General features: G+C 72.0%; 18 protein-coding genes. 6 read left to right on the top strand and 12 right to left on the bottom strand.

The window, feature by feature from the left end; genetic code table 11:
* Window positions 1-6: 6 nt before the first annotated feature.
* The 8 genes from ABZV77_RS27335 to ABZV77_RS27300 form a co-directional block, all read right to left on the bottom strand.
* Window positions 7-234: a Trm112 family protein gene (locus ABZV77_RS27335; RefSeq protein ID WP_356261993.1), complete on the bottom strand. Its 228-nt coding sequence runs from the start codon at window positions 232-234 to the stop codon at window positions 7-9.
* Window positions 231-1,139, bottom strand: coding sequence for a hypothetical protein (locus tag ABZV77_RS27330; RefSeq protein WP_356261990.1), 909 nt, complete (start codon window positions 1,137-1,139; stop codon window positions 231-233). Before ABZV77_RS27330 ends, ABZV77_RS27335 begins: the two co-directional genes overlap by 4 nt.
* Before the next feature lie 14 nt (window positions 1,140-1,153).
* Entirely contained in the window at window positions 1,154-1,888 is a 735-nt protein-coding gene (locus ABZV77_RS27325; RefSeq protein WP_356261988.1) for a class I SAM-dependent methyltransferase, read from the bottom strand.
* Window positions 1,885-3,390 (bottom strand): condensation protein, encoded by a 1,506-nt coding sequence (locus ABZV77_RS27320; RefSeq protein ID WP_356261985.1) that lies wholly within the window; start codon window positions 3,388-3,390, stop codon window positions 1,885-1,887. Before ABZV77_RS27320 ends, ABZV77_RS27325 begins: the two co-directional genes overlap by 4 nt.
* Entirely contained in the window at window positions 3,387-7,832 is a 4,446-nt protein-coding gene (locus ABZV77_RS27315) for an alpha-(1->3)-arabinofuranosyltransferase family protein (RefSeq protein WP_356261983.1), read from the bottom strand. The genes ABZV77_RS27320 and ABZV77_RS27315 overlap by 4 nt, the downstream gene beginning before the upstream one ends.
* Window positions 7,829-8,548, bottom strand: coding sequence for a class I SAM-dependent methyltransferase (locus ABZV77_RS27310; RefSeq protein WP_107098211.1), 720 nt, complete (start codon window positions 8,546-8,548; stop codon window positions 7,829-7,831). Before ABZV77_RS27310 ends, ABZV77_RS27315 begins: the two co-directional genes overlap by 4 nt.
* The gene (locus tag ABZV77_RS27305) at window positions 8,545-9,729 is read right to left on the bottom strand and encodes a glycosyltransferase family 4 protein (protein WP_055569861.1); all 1,185 of its coding nucleotides are present in this window, start codon (window positions 9,727-9,729) and stop codon (window positions 8,545-8,547) included. The genes ABZV77_RS27310 and ABZV77_RS27305 overlap by 4 nt, the downstream gene beginning before the upstream one ends.
* A gap of 357 nt (window positions 9,730-10,086) precedes the next feature.
* Window positions 10,087-11,121: a DUF3068 domain-containing protein gene (locus ABZV77_RS27300; protein WP_356261980.1), complete on the bottom strand. Its 1,035-nt coding sequence runs from the start codon at window positions 11,119-11,121 to the stop codon at window positions 10,087-10,089.
* 227 nt (window positions 11,122-11,348) lie between these two features.
* On the opposite strand from ABZV77_RS27300, the gene ABZV77_RS27295 reads away from it, so the two are divergent.
* The 3 genes from ABZV77_RS27295 (at window position 11,349) to ABZV77_RS27285 (ending at window position 13,776) form a co-directional block, all read left to right on the top strand.
* Window positions 11,349-11,501: a hypothetical protein gene (locus ABZV77_RS27295; protein WP_167355687.1), complete on the top strand. Its 153-nt coding sequence runs from the start codon at window positions 11,349-11,351 to the stop codon at window positions 11,499-11,501.
* A gap of 147 nt (window positions 11,502-11,648) precedes the next feature.
* On the top strand, window positions 11,649-12,926 hold the full coding sequence (locus tag ABZV77_RS27290; protein ID WP_356262697.1) for a helix-turn-helix domain-containing protein: 1,278 nt from the start codon (window positions 11,649-11,651) through the stop codon (window positions 12,924-12,926).
* Window positions 12,927-13,053: 127 nt separating this feature from the next.
* Window positions 13,054-13,776 (top strand): hypothetical protein, encoded by a 723-nt coding sequence (locus ABZV77_RS27285; protein WP_356261977.1) that lies wholly within the window; start codon window positions 13,054-13,056, stop codon window positions 13,774-13,776.
* A gap of 40 nt (window positions 13,777-13,816) precedes the next feature.
* Here the strand turns inward: ABZV77_RS27285 and ABZV77_RS27280 are convergent, their stop codons facing one another.
* The gene (locus ABZV77_RS27280; protein WP_356261974.1) at window positions 13,817-14,269 is read right to left on the bottom strand and encodes a MarR family transcriptional regulator; all 453 of its coding nucleotides are present in this window, start codon (window positions 14,267-14,269) and stop codon (window positions 13,817-13,819) included.
* 129 nt (window positions 14,270-14,398) lie between these two features.
* Between ABZV77_RS27280 and ABZV77_RS27275 the strand changes: the two genes are divergently transcribed.
* On the top strand, window positions 14,399-15,430 hold the full coding sequence (locus ABZV77_RS27275; protein WP_356261972.1) for an NADP-dependent oxidoreductase: 1,032 nt from the start codon (window positions 14,399-14,401) through the stop codon (window positions 15,428-15,430).
* Window positions 15,431-15,535: 105 nt separating this feature from the next.
* Window positions 15,536-15,964, top strand: a complete 429-nt coding sequence (locus tag ABZV77_RS27270) for an organic hydroperoxide resistance protein (protein WP_055553766.1) — start codon at window positions 15,536-15,538, stop codon at window positions 15,962-15,964.
* 91 nt (window positions 15,965-16,055) lie between these two features.
* Here the strand turns inward: ABZV77_RS27270 and ABZV77_RS27265 are convergent, their stop codons facing one another.
* On the bottom strand, window positions 16,056-17,216 hold the full coding sequence (locus ABZV77_RS27265) for a serine hydrolase domain-containing protein (protein ID WP_356261970.1): 1,161 nt from the start codon (window positions 17,214-17,216) through the stop codon (window positions 16,056-16,058).
* An 87-nt stretch (window positions 17,217-17,303) separates the two neighbouring features.
* Window positions 17,304-19,883 carry a M14 family zinc carboxypeptidase gene (locus ABZV77_RS27260; RefSeq protein ID WP_356261968.1) on the bottom strand — a complete coding sequence of 860 codons (2,580 nt, stop codon included), beginning with the start codon at window positions 19,881-19,883 and terminating at the stop codon, window positions 17,304-17,306.
* A 139-nt stretch (window positions 19,884-20,022) separates the two neighbouring features.
* Between ABZV77_RS27260 and ABZV77_RS27255 the strand changes: the two genes are divergently transcribed.
* Window positions 20,023-20,856 (top strand): EI24 domain-containing protein, encoded by an 834-nt coding sequence (locus ABZV77_RS27255; RefSeq protein WP_356261966.1) that lies wholly within the window; start codon window positions 20,023-20,025, stop codon window positions 20,854-20,856.
* Here ABZV77_RS27255 and ABZV77_RS27250 read toward each other — a convergent pair.
* On the bottom strand, window positions 20,814-22,064 hold the full coding sequence (locus ABZV77_RS27250; protein WP_356261963.1) for a pyroglutamyl peptidase: 1,251 nt from the start codon (window positions 22,062-22,064) through the stop codon (window positions 20,814-20,816). The two genes, ABZV77_RS27255 and ABZV77_RS27250, sit on opposite strands and share 43 nt — an antisense overlap.
* Window positions 22,065-22,101 lie beyond the last annotated feature (37 nt).

The raw sequence follows: 22,101 nt of genomic DNA, 5'->3' as shown, positions 1-22,101 counted from the left end.
CCCTCGTCACGGGGACATTCGCTTGAGCAGTTGCTCGTGCTCGTCCTCCGGGACCTGCTCGCCGGAGGACGGCAGCAGCTGCGGTATGCCGTCGACGACCGGATAGCGGCGCCGCAGCCGCGGGTTGTAGAGCGACTCCTCCGGTACGAGGGGGTCCGCCGCGGTCAGCAGGTGCAGCGGGCCCTTGTCCAGGGGGCACGCGAGGATCTTCAGCAGCGGGTCTTCGGGGTTCATCCGCTGGTCAACTCCTTGGGAGCGGTTGAGGGTGGGGGAGCGGTGTCGTCGTGCTTCGGCATGGCCAGGAGGACGGAGACGGCCAGGAGCGTGCCCGCGATCCGCAGCGTCAGGCGCACCGGCTCGTGCGGCAGCGCCTCGCCGAACGCCAGCGTCCCGAGCACCGCCGTGAACAGCGAGGTCACCGTCGTGCACACGGGGACGATGAGGGACGCCCGGCAACGCTGCAGGGCCGCCTGCGACATGATCAGGCCGAACGCGCCGGTGAAGAGCAGCAGATAGGGGTAGGGCGAGCGCAGCAGGTCGCCGATCGCGCCCCCGATGTCCTCCGTCGTGAGGTAGCTGGAGACGCCCTTGATGGCGAGCGAGCTCACGCCGTAGAGGAGTCCCACCGCGACGCCGTACTCGACGCCCGCCGTCGGCATGCGGTGCCGGTGCCTGGCACGGCGCTCCGCGGAGCCGTACAGCCAGACGCCCGCCGCGAGCGAGGGCAGGCACACCGTGAGGATCAGCGGCACGGGCGCGCCGTGCCCGACCGTGTCGCTGTCCTCGCTGAGCGAGAGGACCACCATGAGCAGCGCGATCAGGATCCCGCCGACCGCGTACCGCTCGCGGCCCGAGGTGCGCTCGCCCAGCAGGACGGAGGACAGGAGCAGGAGCAGGACCAGGCCCGACACGAAGATGCCCTGCGCCGCGGCGATCGGCAGCGTGCGGTACACGGCCAGCTGTGCGCCGAAGCCCGACGCCAGGGCCAGCGAGCCGCCGATCCACAAGGGGCTGCTCAGTACCTGCCTCAGCAGCCTTGTGGGGTTGCGGACGCTCACCGACGGCATCGCCGTCAACGCTCTTTTTTCCAGGACGAATCCCGTGCTGTAGAGCAGGTTCGCGAGCAGTGCCGCGGCCACGCCCCACCACATGATCAGGCCTTTCGGGCGTGCAGCAGGAGGATCGAGGACGCGCTGGGCACGGCGCAGGCCAGCCGGTCCAGGGCGCGCAGCGGGCGTGGCACCCCGTGGAAGGGCGCGCCCGACAGGCGTACGACCTCGAAGCCGGAAGCGGCCACGAACTCGCGCAGGGCGCGCGCCGTGTACAGCCGCAGATGGCCCACGACCTCCTTGCCGGGGCGGCCGTGGATGGCGCGCAGGCTCACCTCGGAGAAGACCGGCTGCACGCCTGCGAGGAGCAGGCCGCGGTTGTACCAGGCTGCCAGGTTCGGGGTGGAGAGCATCAGGTGCCCGCCCGGGCGCAGGACTCTTCTGAGTTCGTCCAGGGCGCTGTCCGGGTCTACTAGGTGTTCGACCACCTCGCTGAACAGCACGGCGTCGGCCGCCCCGTCGGCGAACGGCAGCCCGCCGTCGGTGAGTTCGCCGCGCACCACGTACGGCAGGCGGGCGTGCGCGCGCTTCAGCGCGTCCTGCGACCAGTCCACGCCGACCACGCGGTGGCCCGCGAGGAGCGGCGCCGCGGTCGCCGCCGCCGTGCCGTCGCCGCAGCCGATGTCCAGGACCGTGGCGGTACGGGTGGTGGCGGGGCCGAGCGCGGCGGCGAGGATGCGGGCCTGGCGGATGCTGCGGGCGTCGCCCGATGCCACGGGGACGGCCGGGTCTTCGTAGAAGTCCCGGAGGCCCTTGGGGCGCTGGGTGGTTGTGGTCACTTCGGCCCCCCGTCCTGGGGTTCGGTGTGTTCCGTCGCGTGGAGGTAGTGCTCGAAGAGGTCGCGCAGGTGGGCGCCGTCGCCGTGGCTCAGTAGCGTTCTGGACCAGCGCAGGGCCAGGTGCAGTCGGCCCGCCGTCGACGCCGTCGTCACGGTGAGGCCGCGCGGCAGGCGGGCGGGTGCGGAGAACCAGACGGCGTGCGCGCGGCCCGCGTCGCCGAAGTCCAGGGCGTAGGGGACGCGGCCGATGTTGCTCAGGAGCGTGGTCGACGTCCAGGGCGCGGCGGCCCTGCGCAGGCCGCGGGTGACGGCGGCCCTGAGGGTGACGGGCAGGACCGGGGCGGTCAGGAGGGCTGCGCCGTGGCCCAGTTGGGGGCGGGAGAGTGCCTTGAGGGCGCGGGTTCGCTCGGAGGTGCGGCGCAGTAGGTCTCGGGTTGCCTCCGGGGTCCAGTCGCGTGAGGCCAACTCGGATGCTTTGAAGGGGACTTCGACTAGGCGGGTGCCGTTGCCTATCGGCATGGTGGCGTCCCGGGGGCGGTCGTCCACGGGCATTGTGATGCGGAACGGGCGGGGGCGGGCCCCGTGTTCACGGTTCCAGTGCGCGATCATCAGCGCGGTGGCGACCATGAGTTGGTCGTTCACCGTGAAAGGGGAGCCCTTGGGTCGGTGGGGGACGGGGAGCTCCGCCACGAGCATGCCGTTGCCGGGGGAGGGCTCTGGGGTGCCCTTGGACACCCGGGCCGGGGGTGACCATCCCGAGGGGGCGTCGGGTGGGGGCTCCGCTGGTGCCTGTTGTGCGGCGGGGGCTCGGGTGGGAGGTGCCGCCGGGGAGTTGTCCTTGCCGCCGTAGAGCTCGGCTGCGGTGGCCAGTACGCGGAGGCAGGCCGGGCCGTCCAGGGCCGTGTGGTTGATCGTCAGGAAGAGGACGGAGCCTGGGGCGGGTGTGCGCTCTGTTGTTTCCGGGGCGGGGCCGCCCCGGTATGTCCGTCCTCGCCATCCCTGCGGCTCTGTCGGCTCCTCCGCCCCGGAAGCCTGTTCCTCTGTGCTCCGGGCGGACATACCGGGGCGGCCCCTCACGTCTGTTGTTCGGCTCTCCGCCGGTACCACTACCTCGAGGCGGATCGGGGGGGATGTGGTGAGTGGAGGGGCCTCTGCCAGGGCGCGTTCGCGGGCGCGTTTGAGTGCGTCGGGTTCTGGGGGCGGGAACGTTACTACCTGTAGGTCTGGGGCTTGGGTGAGTTCCCACTCGTAGCGGCGGCGGTACCAAGGGCCGCGCGCCTCCCGCATCAGGATGCGCGGGTGGCGGCGCAGGGCCTCGGTGAAGGCGGCCCGGAGGCGGTCCGGGTCCGGGGTGCCCGGCAGGTGCACCTCGATGTGCACGGTCTCCGGCTCCTCCTCCTGGAGGCAGTGCCGTGAGACCTCGTCGACGACGGGGAACGGCACGCGCGCGGGCGGCCGCCCGGGGCCGTCCGCGCGCCGTGCCGGGTGTTCCAGTGCGGTCATCGCTGGGGGCCTTCTCCTGTCGTGGACATACGCCTGCGGCGCGGGAAGCGCACCGTCCTGCGGCCCGGCGGCGCGGGCGCGGGCTGGGCCGACTCGGGGCCCCGGGCCGAGACCGTCGGGCCCGCGGCTGCCTCTGCGTCCCCGTCGCGCTTGCGGCGGGGGAGCGGGGGTGCCTGACCGGGTGGGGCTTGGGTCGGGGCTAGCGGCAGCGTCGCCGGGTCGGGGGTGGGGGTGGGGGTGGGGTCGGGGTCGGGTGTGGGTGGCGGGGGAGTGCCGCCTTCGGGTGTGTGTGGGGCGTATTTCAGCGTATTCGTGGTGCGGGGGTGTGTCTCCTTTACCGACACCAGGGCCGCGAATACTGCTATGAGGGCTAGGAGTTGGGCTGTTGGGCCGAACGCTCCCTCGTCGGATGCGATCGGCTCGCCCGCGCCTGTTGCCGCTGCGATGCCTGCTCCCGCCATCGCCAGGAACGCGATCGGCACGAGGAGTGCGTGCCGCCAGTGGGCCAGGAGCGCGAGTGCGGGGACCAGGAGCGCGAAGGGGCCCGCGATCACCACGGCCACCAGCGTGAGCGCCACCGTGCCGAGGATGAGGCCGGGGGCGGGCGGCGCCGCGGACGGGGCGTCGGTGTTGGGGTCGCGGCGGCGCACCAGGACCAGCGCCAGCAGGGCCAGGACGCCGATGCCTGCCAGGATCAGGCCGATCTCGTAGAGCTGCGAGGGCTCGTAGGTCAGTTTGACCGTGCCGCCCTCGCCGTTCGGCACCAGCCAGCCCTGCTGCCAGCCGTCGAGCCGCACGGAGGTCAGCTCCTTGCCGTTGAGCGTGGCCTTCCAGCCGTCGTTCACGTTCTCGTACGTGGTGAGGTACGAGGCCGCGCCCGCGCCGACCTTCAGCTCGCGGCGGTCGCCCAGCCAGTCCTTGACCTTCAGTTCACGCGAGGTGGTGTCGAGCGCGCCCGGCGTGCCGGTGGTCAGGGAGGCGTCCATGACGGCGAGCGGGCCCGCGTCGCCCGTCTCCAGGCTGTGCGCCCCTGCACCGAGGCGGATCGCGGGGGCCTCCTCGCCCTGTCGGCAGAGCGTGATGTCCACCGGGCGCCGGTCGGTGAGGTCCTGGATGCGGCCCTTGGCGCTCGTCTCGTACAGCTCGCCGTCGATCGACATCGTCGGGCCCTGGCCGCACGGCAGTGAGAAGCGGTCCCGGGGGGATGGCTGCTTGGTGCGGTACTTGTCCAGTGCCGGGACGTATACCTCGGTGAGGCCCACGGGCAGTTGGAGGTTGGCGTCCGCCACCGGGTTGTGGACCGTCAGCGGGGCGGTCTCCGTGATGGTGATGTCCATCTCGTCGGTGGTGATCGGCGCGAAGCGGGCGTTGCCGTTCTCGTCGACGCCCGCGGTCGCCGCGCCGTCCGGCGAGCTGATCTCGATCTTCACGGGCCTTGTGGACAGACCGCCCGCCGCGGGCAGCACGAGCTCGCCCACCGGCTGTTTGTCCGGCCACTTGAGGTGGATGACGGGGCGGTTGTCGCTGCCCGCGATCCAGGCCGTGGTCAGGTCTCCGTCGGTGAGGTTGCGCGGCGACAGGCCGCTGCCGAGCTTCGCGGTGGCGTCGGCCGTCGCGATGATCTGCTGCTCCTGCTCGGGAGCCACCTTGTAGAGCAGCTCGTCGAGTTCACGGCCCGGCACGGCCACCGCGCTCGCCTTCACGTCGTACGCGCCCTCCGCCGTCGTCGTGAAGCGGCGGTGCAGCCCCGACTCGGTGTCCACCTGCGAGAAGGCACCCGGGTCCGCCGTGCGGTGCAGGGAGAACTTGGTCGCCTTGGCGTCGGTGGACTTCTCCGCGTCCTTCGGGAGTTGGAGGAGGCGAGTGACGCGTACGTCGGGGATGGTGATCTCTGAGAAGCCCGCGCCCGTCAGGCCGGGGCGGGCCACCTGGGTGTCCAGGATCGTGATCTTGACGAAGTCCGTGTCGCCCGGTTGGGCCCTCACGCGCTGCGGCTGCCCGTTGGGCTGGAGGGGGCTCGTGATGCTGCCGTGCTCCGTCTCCACGCGGATCCGGGTGGGCGCCGAACGCGTGCCCTCCTGCGGCAGCGGGGTGACGCGGAAGGACGACGGCATCGCGACCTTCGAGTTGAACTCCGCCTTGATCCACTCGCCGTCCGCGGAGTCGGCGCTGCCCTCCGCCCAGGCCGTGGCCGGATTCCCGTCGAAGGCGTTCGCCGGGTCGTACTGCGGCAGGTGGAACAGCCAGTTGCCGTAGCTGGACGCCGAGACCGACTTGGCGCCCCGCAGCTCCGACGTCGTCTGGTGGTCGATGCCCTTGCTCGGCAGGATCTGGTGCGGTTTCTCGTCCGGGTTCTGCAGCGCGTCGACGGCGTTCCGCTCGCTGCGCCCGTACGTGTAGGAGGTGTTGGAGTTGACCAGGCCGAAGCGGGTGTCGGCGCGGCGCATGCCGTCACCGACCGCCTGCAGGCCCGGCGCCCCGATGCCCGGATGGTTGTCGCCGGTCAGGACGGCCGGGCGGTCGCGCATCGACGGGTCGGCGGAGAGCGGAAGGAGCGACTCGGGGCCGCCGCTGACGACCGCCGTGTTGGACACCGGCTTCAAGCCCGCCTGGCCCGGCCGCTCGGTGCCTTCCTTGGGCGCGTAGATCTCGACCGCGCGCTGGCGCGGGTAGAGGCCCTCCACCTGGATCGGGGTGTCGTTCGGGATGATGCCGTCGGTGGTCTGCGGGCCGAAGCCCGTGACGCGGCGGAAGCCGGACTCCTCCAGGGTGCGCTTGACCGTCGCGGTGGGCACGTTGCCGACCTGGTCGGGGTCGAGGTCATTGCGTACGACGACGTAGTGCAGACCGGCCCGCGTCACGTAGTCGCGCAGGCCCGGCACTTCGGCGCCGGTCAGCAGCGCGTTCTCGACGGCGTCCATCGCGCGCCGGTTGCCTGGGGCGCCGAACGGCACGTAGTCGCGCTGCGCCCAGCGCGAGTCGGCGAGCACGTCGAGGGGCTGGTCGATGGGGGAGCCCCAGGTGTAGATGCCGTGCGCGGTCGCGGGCACGACGAGGGCCCGCGAGTCGGGCGAGTACTTCTCCAGCCAGTCCGCCGTCGTCTGCCAGTACGTGGGCAGCTTCTGGAACGAACCCGGCTGCAGGATCGAGCCGTTGAGGTAGGGCAGCGCGAGGCCGGGCAGGACCAGGACCGCCGCGATCAGCGGCGCGTACCGCCGGCCGCGCACCCGCCGGGCCCCGCGCGCCTGCGCGGCCACGCCCACCAGGTGCATCAGGCCGAGGACCAGCGCGAGGGCGAGGCCCGTCTGGAACTTGTAGATGTTGCGGAACGGGACGAGCCCGCCGTCCAGCCAGGACTGGACCGTGCCGTGGAAGGGGGCGCCGAACGCGCCGCCATACCCGGCGAGGGTGACCAGGACGACAGAGAGGACCGTCAGGACCAGCCAGCGGCGCTCCGGCAGATCGCGCCGGGCCAGGCCCGCGAGGCCGATCCCCGCGGCGAGCGCCGAGCAGACGATGGTCACGACGGCCGTCGCCACGGTCCAGCCCGCGGGCAGCCAGGCCTCGCCGAAGTGCAGGTACGCCACCCAGTTGCCCGCGCCGCGCAGGGCCTCGGTCGCCGACATGGTGCCGGTCGTGGTCGCCGAGTCCTCGACGAACGGCAGGAAGTTCTCGCCGTAGATGCCGAGCATCAGGAGGGGGACGACCCACCAGGCGGTGGCCAGGATGACGCCCGGCACCCACCAGGTGATCAGCTTCCGCTTGCGCGGGCCGTTGGGGCGGGAGAGGAGGTAGAGGCCCACGGGCAGGAGGGAGGCGAGTGTCGCCGCCGCGTTCACCCCGCCCATGAACGGGATGACCAGCGCCGAGCGGCAGGCGGCGAGCCGTGCGCTGATCCGCTCGTTGGTCAGCGGGAGCAGCACCCACGGCAGGAACGCGCCGGGCAGCGCCGCCGCCGACGTGGAGCCGATGACCACGGTGAACGTCGGCCACAGCGCGTACACCACCGCGCCGAGGAGACGGCTCTGGCGGCTGCCGATGCCGAGGCGTTCGGCGAGCCGCAGCGCGCCCCAGAAGGCCACCGCCACGATCAGCGAGAACCAGAGCCGCTCCGCGATCCAGACCGGCAGCTGCACGAGCTTGGCGAGCCCGTAGAACGGCAGCATCGGGAACGCATAGCCGACGTACTGGTCCTGGATCCCGCCGAAGCCGCCCCGGTCGTGCCAGAGCTGCCCCAGGTCGGAGAGGAACTGCCAGGGGTCGACGGCGACACCGAGCTTGGTGTCGAACGTCATCCGCCCCGGTTTCACCGCGAGGAAGAGCACGAACACCACGGCCCAGAACCCCAGGAGCCAGCGCCACGAGCGCGGCCCCCGCGAGGGATCGGGGGCATCGGTCGTTGGTCTGACGGCCGCCGGGGGTGGGGCCTGGACCGTGGTCATGGACACCGCCTGAGGATGAGGAGGAGATTCCAGGTCGCGATCTCGCGCACACCCGGCACCTTGGTGATCGCCCCGGCCAGGAACGGCCAGTAGCGGGAGCGCGCCGACACGATCTCCACGTCGTCGCGGCCCCGCACCTGGCGCAGGGTCGCTCCGACGTGGTGGACGAAGAGGTTCTCGCCGAGCGTGTGTTTCGCGGCCTTGCCGGTACGTCGTTCATAACGGGCCCGGGCCCGCTCGGCGCCCAGGTAGTGCCAGGGCGCCCACTCGTGACCGCCCCACGGGGACAGCCAGTTGGTGAACGAGACATAGATCAGGCCGCCGGGCCGGGTGACCCTGACCATCTCGCTCAGGAACGTCTGCGGGTCGTCGACGTGCTCCAGGACGTTCGAGGAGAACGTGACGTCGGCGACGCCGTCCGCGAGCGGCAGCAGATACCCGTCGGCCACGACCGCGCCCTCGGGCGGCTTGGCCCCCAGCTCGGCCGGGTCGGGCTCGAAGAGGAAGGACTGCGCGCCGCGCCGCCGGAACTCCTCGGTGAAGTAGCCGCCCCCGCCGCCGATGTCGACGACGACGCGGTCCTTCACCGGCACGTACGCCTCGACCTGGTCGGCGGCGTCGCGGGCGAGGAGCGTGTAGCACCGCTCGGGCTCCTGCTGTTCGCGCAGGAAGGCCCGGAAGAGGGTGGCGGAGCGGCGCAGCGAAGGGTCCTTCACACAGACCTCTGGGGAGTCGGGGGTCCATGGGACACCTGGTGTGCGGCGACCGCTTCGGCCGCCACCGCCTGGAACTGCCGGACCGTGTTGCCCCAGCGGAACTGCACGGCCCGCTCCCCGGCCGCCTTGCCGAGGGCTCTGCGGCGCTCGGCGCTGAGCGCCAGGGTGCACCAGGCGGCGGCGAAGGAGCTCTCGCCCCTGGCGAGGAGTCCGGTCACGCCGTCCTCGACGGAGTCGCGCACGCCCGGTACGTCGAAGCCGATCGAGGGCGTCGAGCGGGTCGCCGCCTCGGTGATGACGAGCCCCCAGCCCTCCACGGCCGACGGATGGAGCAGCATCCAGGCCTCACAGAGCAGGCGGTGCTTCTCCGCCTCGGAGACATGGCCCCTGAACTCCACGCCGGGACCGGCGAGTTGTTCCAGGCGCTGCCGCTCGGGGCCGTCGCCCACGATCACGAGCCTGCCGCCCGTGACGGGTCTGACGCGCTCCCAAAGCCGCAGGAGCAGATCGATCCGCTTGTACTCGACGAGCCGTCCCATCGCGAGGAACAGCGGCTCGTCGGAGCGGGCGTGCAGCGGCCCCGGTTCCTCGACGCCGTTGTGCACGATGCGGATACGTTCCCGCTCGACGCCGATGGCGCGCAGCGCCGTGGCCGTCGACGGTGAGACGGCCACGAGCAGATTGCCGCGCTGTGCGCCCGAGAGCGCCCAGTGTTCGAGCCTGCGGCCGAGCCGCGCCGCGGGGGCGAGCGCGCCCTGGAAGCGCATCCCCCACAGGTCGGTGTGGACGTGGTTGACCAGGCAGAGGGTGGGCCCGCGGTGCCACAGCGGCGCCAGGTACGGCATGCCGTTGCAGACCTCGACGAGCAGGTCGCAGTCGCCGACCTGCCGGGTGAACGCGGTGCGCGCCCGCAGGTAGTGGCCGAGATCGCCGCCTGCGGAGACGACGCGGTAGTCGCGGTAGGCGGCGGGTCCGCCGCACAGCAAGGTGACCTGGTGGCCGAGTTTGCTGAGGCCGTCGGCGAGCCGGTCGACGAGGAGTTCGGAGCCGCCCGCGGCCGGGTTGCCGAGGTCGCGGTGGGCGAGGAAGACGATCCGGCGCGGTTGTGGGGGAGGCGCCGGAAGACGCTCCGCGCGGCGTGGGGCGGCCGCGCGCAGCGAGGACGGTACGTGCTGGGGCATGCGTGCTCCAACTCGTCTCAGGGTGCGGAACTGTGGGGGGTCCGGTCGGGCGGAACGGTCCTGCTGGGTTCTGCGGATCCTGCTGGGGTGGAGCGGGCCGGGCGGGCGGAGCGTGGGGCTCACGAGCGTGCGGTGCCCGGCCTGTGCGGGGTGGTGCGCCGGTCGTGCCTGTGTGGTGCGTGGGCGGTGCTCGGGTGGTGCCGGGGGCGGTGCTGGTGTGGTGCGTGGGTGGTGCGGGGGTTGTGCTCGGGCGGTGCGGGGACTGTGCGTGGGTGGGGTGGATAGTTTTCGCCGCCCCGTACCGCGGGGCTACTCACTGAAGTGACAATTTCTGCGCTTTCAACAGCTGACGTCTCATCACATCGTGGTGGGTTGCAGGGCGGTCGGTGACGTGTCCGGATTCGGACTCCCCGGCTCCGCAGATTTACCGTGCCGTCCCTGACCGTTCGCCCCGTCGCCATGACGCCCTCGTACGAGGAGCACGATTCCCGCCACCGCGAGTACCCCGCCGAGCACGCCCGCACCGACCGGAAGCGTCTCGCCGACCAGTTCCAGCCGACTGCTGTCGTCGTCGGCGAGCTTCACCTGGGCCCTCTGGGTGTCCGGCGTGAACGCGATCCGGTCGCTGTCGAGCAGCACCGTCGCGTCCTTGTCCGAGCCCGGCGCCCGCAGCGTCTTGCGGGGGCCGATCGCGGCGTAGATGATCCGGCCGGTGCGCTGGTCGGCGACGAGCTCGATGCCGTGGTTGGCGTAGTACTCGTCCGCGATGACCTGGCTCTTCCGCGGCTGTCCGACCATCCGCCCCGGCACCTGACGCGTGCCCGTCTTGGTGGCCTTCACCGTCCCCGTGAAGCGGTAACCCTCGTACCCCTGGACCTTCTTGGTGCCCTTGTAGGTGAGCGGCACGGTCGCGCCCAGGGTGTTGTCCCACCAGCGGTAGGACCGCTTCTCCACGTCGAAGGGGAACTTCAGATAGGCCTCGCCCTCGAAGTACGGCTCCTCGCCGCAGCAGTGCACCGGCGCGTTCGTCTTCCGGTCGGTGACCCAGCGCTCCAGCGTCCACTGGAGCGAGTCGTGCGGGTCGGCCGCGGGCAGCGACTTGTCCGGGTCGACGGACGTGGACACGTCCCAGACCGCGCGCCCGCTGTCCTCGCTGTCGGCCACGTCGCCGCGGACCTGGCGGGTGATGGTGAGGTCCTTGTCGTGGACCGTCTTGATCTTCTCGGTGTCGAAATAGCTTCCCTTGCCTTTGAAAACGGTCGTGATGTCGACATCCACGGGCGTGCGTTTCGCGCGTGGCTCGACGTACCAGGCCAGCATCGGTGCGAGGACCAGAAGAAACGCGCCAAGCCCGAGCAGGATCAGCGACAGAGGAGAGGCGGTGCGGCGCATGAGGTCACTCCTGGGCTGAGGGCGGGAGAAGTGTTACCGAGCCGTATGGGCCGGGAACCGTAGGCGCACCCTTGACGAAGTGTCAATGCATTGCAGAGACTGAGGACTTGCCGGACGGGGCCGGCACGGGCTGTGCGACCAGCGCTTTGTGGCCGGGGCTTCACCACCGGCCGAGGGACTGCGCGACCAGGGTGGGACGACCTCCGACAGAGAGGCTGACCCTCGCAATGCACCGACTGCTCGCCGCTTCACTCACCGTCGCCGCCGCGGCGCTCCTCGCCGTGGGCGCGGCGCTCGGCATCGTCGCGCTCCTCGACGCCACCCCGGACCAGCCCAATACGCCGCTCGTGCATTACGAGGCGCCGGCGCGGGGGCAGTGAGCGACCGTGGCCGCGACCCACGCCCAGGCGTCCGACGACCTGGCGGCTGACGGCGAATTCCCGGACGGTCGGACTCCGGATGCTGTCGATGTCGCCGATGTCGCCGATGCAGCCGACACCCCGCACGGCCGCCCCGCCGGTGATCCGGTGCCGGAGGCCAGGACCCCCTTCCGCTCCGCCTGGCGCGACGTACCGCCCCGGCAGGTCCGGGAGTTCGCCGCGCTCGCCATGGAGGAGGTGCCCGCGCTCGCCCAGGACATCCTGCGCGAGATCCGCGCCGAATACCCCGGCCTGCCCGTCGTCCTCGACGACTCGGGCGAGCCGATGGCGCTGATCGGCATCCGCCGCGCCCTGGAGGGCTTCGTCCAGCAACTGGCGTCCCAGGAGGGACGGCCCCGCTACCACCTGGAGGTCTTCCAGGAGTTCGGCCGCGGCGAGGGCCTGCACGGCCGCAGCCTCGACTCGCTCCAGGCGATCTACCGCCTCGGGGTGCGCCTCGCCTGGCGCCGCCTCGCCGAGATCGGCCAGCAGATAGAGATCCCGCCACCGGCCATGTACGAACTCGCCGAGTCGGGCTTCGAGTACCTGGACGGCCTCGTCGACCAGTCCGTGCGCGGATACGCGGAGGCGGCGGCCCGCGAGGCGGGCGAACGGCTCAGGCTGCAGCGCAAGTTGATGGAGCTGCTGCTGTCCGACCGGCGGTCCGACACCGGCTCGGGGGCGTCGTACGGGTCGGGCTCCGGCTCCGCGTCCGGCGCCGGTGCCCTCGGCAACGGCCTCGGCGAGCGCGCCGCCCGCGTCGGCTGGCAACTGCCCGAACGCGTCGCTGTCGGCGTCCTGCTGCGCCCCGCGCGGGAAGCCGTCGCGCCCGCCGTCGGCGAGGGCGTCCTGCTCGACATGGAGGCCGAGCAGCCCCGCATGGTCGTGCCCGACCCCGACGCGGCCGGCCGCCCCGAGCTCCTGCGCCGCGCCATGACCGGCTGGTCGGGCGCCATCGGCCCGCCCGTGGCCCTCGCCGACGCCGCGAAGTCGCTGCGCTGGGCGGAGGCGGCGGTGCGCCTGATGGAGCGCGGACTGCTGCCCTCCGGTGAGGTCCTGCACTGCACGGAACACACCGAGGCACTGGTGCTGCTGCAGCCGGAGGAGCTCATCGAGGACCTGGCCCGCCGCTGCCTCGCCCCCCTGGAGCACTGCGGGCCCGCCCACGGCCGCCGCCTCGCCGAGACCCTCCTCGCCTGGCTTGAGACCCGCGGCGGCGCCCCCGAGGTGGCGGCCCGCCTGGGCGTCCACCCGCAGACGGTCCGCTACCGCCTGCGCCAGATCAGGGAGCTCTGGGGCGACGAGGTGGACGATCCGGACCGCCGCTTCGAGCTGGAACTGGTGCTGCGGGCCCGCCGGTTGAGGGGGCAGCTGGGCAGGGCGTGAGAGGTGCCGCCGGGCGTGGCGTGCGCAAGCGCCACGCCCGGAACCGACCGGACCTTTCGATTCCGCACACAACTTTCACAGCCCCGGCTTCCGCTGTTACGGGCGCGGCACCTAGCCTCCATGCCTCATGGACTACTGCCACCCGTGCCGCAGGCACCTCAACGGCGCCCTCGCCTGCCCTGGGTGCGGAACCCCGGCCGAAGCCTGCCGGGAGTACGCGCAGTCCGTCGCCGCGTCGCGGGAGGAACCCGACGCCCACGACGACGCGTACGAGGAGTCGTCGCCGCGCACCCGCGCCCGCCGCAAGGAGCGCACCCGCAGGGCGCACCGCCGCAGGCGCCGCAAGATCCTCTTCGTGACCGCGGGACTCGCGCTCGCGGCGGGCGGCCTGAGCCTCGCCGAGCTCGGCACCGAAGGCGCCTCCGAGGACCCCGCCGCCGCGTCCGCGCCGGACGGCGGCACGGAGGATCCGTCCGCGGTACGCCCGACGGACCCGGAAGGCACCGCCGGAGGCGGCGCGACGGCCGAGGACGCGGCGGCCACGTCGGCGCGTCCGACGGCGGAGGAGTCCGGGGACGCCGACCAGAAGGACGAGAAGGACGCGAAGGACGCGAAGGGCGGCAAGGACAAGAAGAAGCGGGGCGAAGGCGGCGACAGCGAGGGCGAGCAGGGGCAAGAGGGCGACGAAGGCCCCGGTGCCCCGACCTCCACCACGCCCCCGCCGCAGGACGACACCCCCGGAACGCCCGGCTCGACACCCCCGCCCCCGGCCGACGACCCGAAGCCGACGAAGCCCCCGGAGCCGACCCCGACCGAGACGTGCGACCGCTTCCTGTGGTGGTGCACGTAAGCGCCTGCCTCTGAGCAGGGCAAGGGGCGGATCTCTGGGGTCAGATCTCTTCGCCCAGCATCCTGCGCAGCAGCCCCCGCAGTGCGAGCCGCTCCTCTCGCGAGAGCTCCGCCAGCGGCTCGCGCGCGAAGTTCAGCGACTCCCGCAGGCCGCGGGCGACCTCGATGCCTTCCGCCGTGGGCGCCGCCAGCTTCACGCGCCGGTCGGCCGCGTCGGGGCGCCGCTCGACGAGGCCGCGCGCCTCCAGGCGGTCGACGATCCCCGTGATGTTCGACGGCTCGCACTTCAGCTTCTGCGCAATGCGGCGCATGGGCATAGGTTCGAGGGAGAGCAGCCCGAGGACACGGGCCTGTGCGCCGGTCAGCGCGTGCTCGGCGGCCGCCTCCTCGTACTCCTCGTAGTAGCGCGCCACGACCGTGCCGATCAGCTCGACGACTTCGAGTGTCAGCGGGTCGGTGCGGGGGGTGCGGGCGCTGGAGCTACTGGTGTCCATGCTCACCAGGCTACCCGTTTACTTGACATCATGAAATATTCAGGAGCATGGTTGTTTCACAACCTGAAGCATTTTTCGTAACCCTGGCGCTGGCACGCAACAGCCCGCACGCAGTAGGAGGACGCCCCCATGACCGTCACCCCCGAGCAGCTCCCCTCCGTCGGCCGCGAATGGCACCTCGTGCGTCGCCCGTCCGGCTGGCCGGTCCCCGAGGACTTCGCGCTGCGCGAGGTCCCGGTGGAGGCTCCGGCCGAGGGCCGCGTCCTGGTGCGCAACCTGCACTTCTCCGTCGACCCGTACATGCGGGGCCGGATGAACGACGTGAAGTCGTACGTGCCGCCGTTCCAGCTCGACCGCCCCATGGAGGGCGGCGCGGTCGGCGAGGTCGTCGCGTCGAACGCCGAGGGCTTCGCGGTGGGCGACCACGTCCTGCACTTCGCGGGCTGGCGCGAGTACGCCTCCGTGCCTGCCCAGCACGCCACCAAGGTCGACCCGCAGGCCGCCCCGCTCTCCGCCTACCTCGGCGTGCTCGGCATGACGGGCCTGACCGCGTACGCCGGGCTGCTCGAAGTGGCCTCCTTCAAGGAGGGTGACGCCGTCTTCGTCTCCGGCGCGGCCGGTGCGGTCGGCGGCCAGGTCGGCCAGATCGCCAAGCTGAAGGGCGCCTCGCGCGTCGTCGGCTCGGCCGGTTCGGACGAGAAGGTGAAGCTGCTCGTCGAGGAGTACGGCTTCGACGCGGCCTTCAACTACAAGGACAAGAAGTCCGTCGCTGAGCAGCTCAAGGAGGTGGCCCCCGACGGCATCGACGTCTACTTCGACAACGTCGGCGGGGAGCACCTGGAGGCCGCCATCAGCCGCCTCAACGTGCACGGCCGCGTCACCATCTGCGGCATGATCGCGGGCTACAACGACACCGAGCCGACCCCCGGCCCGCGCAACCTCGCCATGGTCATCGGCAAGCGCCTGCGGCTGCAGGGCATGCTCGTGCAGGACCACGCCGCGCTGCAGCCCGAGTTCGTCCGCGAGGTCGGCGGCTGGATCCGCTCCGGCGAGCTCAAGTACCGCGAGACGGTCGTCGAGGGCGTGGAGAACGGCGTGGAGGCCTTCCTGGGCATGCTCCGCGGCGAGAACACCGGAAAGATGATCGTCTCCCTCGGCTGAGCGACTCCCGCCACCATCGGGTGGCTTCCGCCATCCGATAACCTAATTCCGCAAACCGTGGTTGTGGGCGCGCGCCACGTCATGTCTCAGGAGGAAAAGGCAGTTATGTCCATCCAGAAGATCGACGTCAAGTACACCGCCGTAGCCACCGCGGAGAACGGCCGTGACGGACGTGTGGCCAGCGACGACGGCAAGCTCGACGTCGTCGTGAACCCGCCGAAGGAGATGGGCGGCAGCGGCGCGGGCACCAACCCCGAGCAGCTCTTCGCCGCCGGTTACAGCGCCTGCTTCCAGGGCGCCCTCGGCGTGGTCGCCCGCAAGGAGAACGCCGACATCTCCGGCTCGACCGTGACCGCCAAGGTCGGCATCGGCCAGAACGAGGCCGGCGGCTTCGGCCTGGAGGTCGTGATCACGGCCGCCATCCCGAACGTGGACGCGGCCACCGCGCAGTCCCTGGTGGAGAAGGCGCACCAGGTGTGCCCCTACTCGAACGCCACGCGCGGCAACATCAAGGTCGAGGTCTCGGCCGCCTGACCACAGGCCGTACGTACGTGAGGGCCGCACCCCGCTCCGGGGGCGGCCCTCACGCGTGCGCGGGGCGCGTGGCCCGCTTCGGCCAGGGAGCTCAGCCGGCCACGAGCGCCGCCTCGTGGACCGCACGGACCAGCCGCTCGTTCTCCACGGCGGGGCCGCCGGGGAAGGCGAACCGTCGTCGCGTGTAGCCGTAGGCGAGCCCGCTGCGCGGATCGGCGAGTGCCTGCGAGCCGCCCGCGCCGCTGTGTCCGATGGTGCCCGCGCCCAGGAACGGGTAGACGGCCACCGATGTCGCCTGGAAGCCGACGGCGAACGCCTTGAAGGCCCCCGCCACCAGGTCGTGGCCGACCGACTGGATCTGCCCGAACTCGGCGACGGTGTCCGCCTTGAGCAGCGCCTCGCGGCCATCGATGCCGGTGACCGCCGCCGCGTACATCCCGGCGAGGCCCCGCGCGGACGCGACGCCACCGGCCGAAGCGGGCCCCATGGCGCGCAGGCGGCGGGAGTTGGGCATCGCCTCCAGATCGGTGGGCTCCGCGGTGTGGCGGTTGAAGGCGATGGAGCCGAGGCTCTGCGGCTGCGGCGGCAGCGCGTCGAGCAGGGCCGCCTGCTCGGGCGTGGGCGCCATCGGCTGCACGGAGCGGAACCGGCCCTCGTGCTCCTCGGGCAGCCCCAGGAAGAAGTCGAGCCCGTACGGGGCGCGCACCCGCTCCTCGTACACCTCCTGCAGCGTCCGCCCGGTGGCCCGGAACACCACCTCTCCGGCGAGCGCACCGATGGAGAGCGCGTGGTAGCCGAAGGCGGTGCCCGGACGCCAGAAGGGGCGCTGCGCGGCAAGACGCGCGGCGATCACCCGGTCGTCGGCGATCTCCTCGGGCGAGAAGCCGGAGCCGGCGCCAGGGACACCCGCGCGGTGCGCGAGCAACTCCCGCAGGGTCACCGCGCCCTTGCCCTCCGCCGCGAACTCCGGCCAGTAGTGGGCGACCGCCCGGTCCAGGTCCAGGACCCCGTCCTGCACGAGCAGGGCCACGACGAGGTGGGCGGCGCCCTTGGTGGAGGAGTAGACGCCGTAGAGGCTCTCGCCGGTGACGTCAGGGCCCACCCACAGGTCGACGACCTTGCGGCCCCGCACATGGGCGGCCAGCTGGCCCTCGTACTCGGGCAGTTCGTTCGCGAGTACGGCGGTGAACTCCTCGCGCACCGCCTCGTACCCGTCGGCGACCGTTCCCTGCACTCGGATCTCACGGGTCATGGCAGCGGGACCTCCAGGGGCGCGGTGATGTCATGGTCTGTGTGTCCGTGACGTGATCAACCGCCGCGCCCCCGGCGCGCATTCCCGTTACCGGCCGACGCTCAGCAGCGCCCGCCCGACCTGCGGGAACATCCCCTTCGGGTGGTCGCGGAAGAGCGGCTCCGTGCCGAACAGCACCACGTCCGTGGCCCCGTCCGACCCGCTGACGACCGCCGCGCGGCCCGCGGCGTCCGCGGGCCCTCCCGTGCCGTCCTCCGCGGCCCGCCAGTGCCCGGACACCAGCGGGTTGCCGGTGCCGTACTTCTGCTCCACGCGCACACCGGGGCCGAGGTCGGTGAACCACGACGGCGAGTAGACGAAGCCGTGGTCCGGCGCGCCGCCCGTGACCGTGCCGCCCGCGTTCACCACGCGGACCACGCCGTTCGCGTCGCCGTTGCCCCCGACGGCCTTGACGGCGAGCAGCCCGGCGTCGGCGTTGAGCGCGGCACCGGCCGCGCCACGCCCGACCAGGCCGCCGCCCCCGGCGAGGAACCGGTCGAGCCGGTCCCTGGCCGCCGTGTTCAGCTCGCTCCGGTCAAGACCGGCCGAGACGAAGAGCGCGTCCGCCTTCTTCCAGTCGAAGCCGGAGTTGAGCACGGCGGTCGACACGGGCACCACCTTGAAGTTCATCTCCCGCAGCGCGAACAGCTCGCCCGGCGTGACGGCCGCGGCGACCCGCGTCCGGTGCAGGGCCGCGCCGCCCTTCGCCTTCGTGGCGTCGAAGGCGACGTCGTACTTCTTCGCGGCGGCGGCCGCGGCACGGCGCGCGGAGGACGGCACGACGGCGCTCCCGTCCCGGTCGCGGCGCACGGAAACCCCCTTCGCAAGCAGGGAGTTGAGGGCGGCGATCTCGCGCGGGTCGTCGAGGCGCAGGCGCAGGTTCCCGCGCGGCGCCACGTACCCGACGCGGGACGCCGCGTGCACCGCACGGCCGTGCACGCCGCCCAGGTCACCGCTCTTGACGGAGTCCACGCTCGCGCCCCACAGCCGTCCGAGGCTCCAGCCCGAGATGTCGTACATCGTCGACACCTTGTCGCTGATGTCCCGCCCGTCGGCCAGCATCACATTGGCCAGGCCCCGCTTGGGCTGGTGCATGTCGACGACGTACGAGCCCTTCGGATACGTCCGCCCGCCGAGCCGGAACGCCTTGCCCGCCCGCTCCACGCGCACGTCGTTGGCGACCAGATGGTCCACGAGCCGCGCCGCCGCCGCGGCGGAACGCTGGCCGCGCCCGCCCGCCGGAATCACGTACGCCCGCGGGAACTCGGTGGTGTACACGTCCTCGGGGCCGATCCCGGGCACGCCCGGCACGGTCTCCTCCGACACCGGCACCTGCTTCGCGCCCGTCGCGCCCCGCCGGAAGACCTCGATCTGGTCGGCGATCACCGAGGTGCGGTGCCGGTCGGTGTAGTCGAGGGTGGCGCGCATCGCGGCGCCCGCGATGTCCGTGTTGATCCTGGCCCGGCGCCGCAGCTCGGCGACCGGCTGCGACTCGTACTCCTCGTTGTTCACCTGCATCGGGAACTCGATGGTGTGCGTGGCCACCGCCCCGTGGAACGGCATGTACTGCGGGGTGAAGATCGGCGGCCAGTCGTCCCAGCCCTCCTTCTGGTCACGGAAGGGGATGACGGCGGGCTTCACACCGTCCTTCGCCTCCGTGTATCCGAGGCCGTTGACGGCGGCCTCCATGCCCAGCGCGTTGGCGTAGGTATTCTTCAGGAAGAGGTCGTACTCGTAGTTCTCGCCGTGCGGGGGAGTGGTCGGCTCGATCAGTGTGCCGTTCACATAGCCGTGCAGGTCGATCATGACCGCGGGCTGCTTGGCGATGGCGATCTGCCGGACCGCGCGGGCCTCGGGCTGCGAGGCGGTGATGAAGTCGCGGTTCAGGTCGAAGCCGTTGGCGTTGGCACGGGTGCCCGCGATGCGGCCGTCGGGGTTGGTGGTGACGTTGAAGTAGAGGCGGTTGTGCGCGAGCAGGTCCCGGCTCTTCTTGTCCTCGGCCTTCGCGAGCTTCTCGATGAGCTTCAGGGCCGCGTCGGTGCCCTCCCACTCGTTGCCGTGGATGTTGTTGTTGATGAAGACGGGCGTCTTGTACGAGGACTTGATCGCGTCGTCCTTCGCGGCGGCCGCGGGCGAGTTCTCGATCCGCTCGCGCATCCGCTCCTGCCGGGCCGTCTCGCGCGCGGACTCGGGCGCGGTGACGGTCACGAGGTAGAGCTGGTGACCGCCCGCCGAACGGCCCGCGATCTCCACGCTCACGCGGTCGCCGATGCGCTGCAGGTCGTTCAGTTTCGGGGCTATGCCGTGGTACGGCGTCAGCCCCAGTTTTATCGACTTGTCGGCAGGGTTCTCCGGGGGCAGGTCGAGCTTCTGCTCGCGCGGATACCCGCGGCCCTTGTCGCCGCCGAGCCCCGCGGCTCCGGACCGCGCGTCGCCGAGGGCGCGTTCGGCGGCGGCCTCCGGGGCCCTGGCGGCCCGGTCGGCGCCGAGCGGTGAGCCCTCGCGGGTGACCGGGCGCGGCGTCGGATCGGCGGTCGCGCTGCCCGGGACGAGCGCGGTGAGGACCAGTGCGCTCGCGGTGGCTGCGGTGGTGAGCAGAACGGGTCTGGATGGCCGGGATATACCCATACGTACCTCCGGAAGATCGGTACGCGAGGTCTTACCGGTTCAACACCCGTTCAACAAGAGGGCCTTGCGTCCCGGCTGTGACAGTCCCGGCACACGATCTTGAAGAACCCCCCGGCGACCTGCGGCTAAGGTGTGCCGCATGCGCGATCTGGGTGTGGGCTTCGGCTACTTGATGAAGGGGCAGCGCTGGGTCGCCCAGCACGGCAAGCAGTACGGATGGGGGCTGCTGCCCGGCCTCATCACGCTCGTCCTCTACGCGGCGGCGCTCGTCTCGCTCGCCCTGTGGGGCATCGATCTCGTCGGCTGGGCCACGCCGTTCGCCGACGACTGGTCATCGCCCTGGCTCGGCCTCTTCCGCGGCTTCCTGACGGCCCTGCTCTTCGCCCTCGCGCTGCTGCTCTCCGTCATCACCTTCACCGCGGTGACCCTGCTCATCGGGGACCCCTTCTACGAATCGCTCTCCGAGCAGGTCGACATCTCCGAGTGCGGCCACGCCCCCGAGTCGGGCCTGCCGCTCTGGCGCGACCTGTGGATCTCCGCGCGGGACAGCCTGCGCATCGTGGTGCGCGCGCTGGTCTGGGGCGTGCTGCTCTTCGCGCTCGGCTTCATCCCCGTCGTCGGCCAGACCGTCGTCCCGGTGATCGGCTTCTGCGTGACCGGCTTCTTCCTCGCCGAGGAGCTCGCCGCGGTCGCGATGCAGCGCCGCGGCATCGAACTCCGCGAGCGACTCGCCCTGCTGCGCTCCCGCAAGCGGCTCGCCTGGGGCTTCGGGACGCCGCTGGCCGTCGCCTTCCTGGTGCCGTTCGTCGCCGTGTTCCTCATGCCGGGCGCGGTCGCGGGCGCGACGCTGATGACACGGGACCTGCTGGGCGAGAACGGCTCGGACGGCGACGGCTCGGACGGCGGTGGCTCACGTACCGCCGTCGGCGGTCAGGACGACGACGCGGCGACCCCGAGGATCCCCCGCACCTGAGCGATGATGTCGAGCCGGTTCCGCACGAACTCGGGATCGGTGACGTCGCCCGTCGCCGGATCGGTGTTCCCTGCGCCGAACTGCAGGACCGGCGTGTGGACATGGCCGCCGGGCAGCCGGTCGTGCAGCCCGAGCCGGTCCCGCAGCAGGGTGGCGCGGTAGGCGATCTCGTTCGACAGATAGTCCCCGCCGCCGCCCGCACGCGCCGCCGACCCCTCGGTGGGACCGTCGGGCCGGACCACGGGCTCGCTGCCGCCCGCCGGTATCTCGGTCACCGACGTGTTGTCGTACACCGGGAAGCGCCCGGTCTTCGCGGCCACGATCTCCTTGTACGGGAGGGTCGTCGACGTCCACTGGGGCTGCGTGGCCGGATCGCTCACCGGCACGATCCCGGTGCGTGACAGGTTCTCGTTGTCGCCGAAGCCGCCGCGCCAGGCGCCGTTGGTCCGCTCGATGTCGAACTTGCCGACGCGGCCCTGGCTGATGGTGGTGAAGAGGTCGACGTGGGGCAGGTACGGGCGCAGCGCCCGCTCCACGGCGCCGTCGGCGAAGTCCTCCCAGCGGACCGGGAAGACGACCGCCTCGACGCGCGCGGGCCCGTCGGCGGTCCTGATCGTCGTGCCGTCCAGGGCGAGGGCGGCGGCGCCCGACGGATTGCTGATGCGGACGTCGCGGTCGAGGGTGAAGGGATCGAATCCGGTGACGAGGATGCGCTTGACGTGCTTTCCGGGGCGGTGGTCGACGGTGTCCTGGCCGCGGGAGGACCGCTCCAAGGCGCCCATGAGCCGGTCCCGCTGGTGCTGGCTGAGGGAGAACCGGTTCGGCTCCCACTGCCGCAGCTCGCGCGTCATCCCGAGCCGGGCCCAGTACAGCGGCCGGTCGTCGTCCTTGCTGAGGCCCGTCTGCGGCTTGCCCTGGGCCCGCTCGACGGCCCGCCGCCACAGCGACTGGCCTTCGCGTACGACCAGCCGCCGCGCCTGGTCGTAGGAGCGGACCTTCCCCAGCGCACCGGCGAACTCCGTTGCGACGGAGTCGAATCCGCTGCGCCCCAGGATCTCCTGCGGGGCGGCGCGGTCGAGCCGCGCCTCCTCGGTGGTGGGGGCGGCGGTGGGGGCCGTGTGCCCGGCCGGGGCGGCGGATGCGGACGCCGGGACACCGAGCCCGGTCAGCAGGGCGGCGACGCCGAGGGCGCCAATTCGTGAGAGCACGCGAGTCCTTCCGTGACGGGTGAGGTGGCGGAAGTAT

The organism is Streptomyces sp. NPDC004732 (genome assembly GCF_040609235.1).
Lineage (GTDB): Bacteria > Actinomycetota > Actinomycetes > Streptomycetales > Streptomycetaceae > Streptomyces.
The sequence above is the reverse complement of the archived record's forward strand: the minus strand, read 5'-3'. Positions and strand labels throughout refer to the sequence as shown.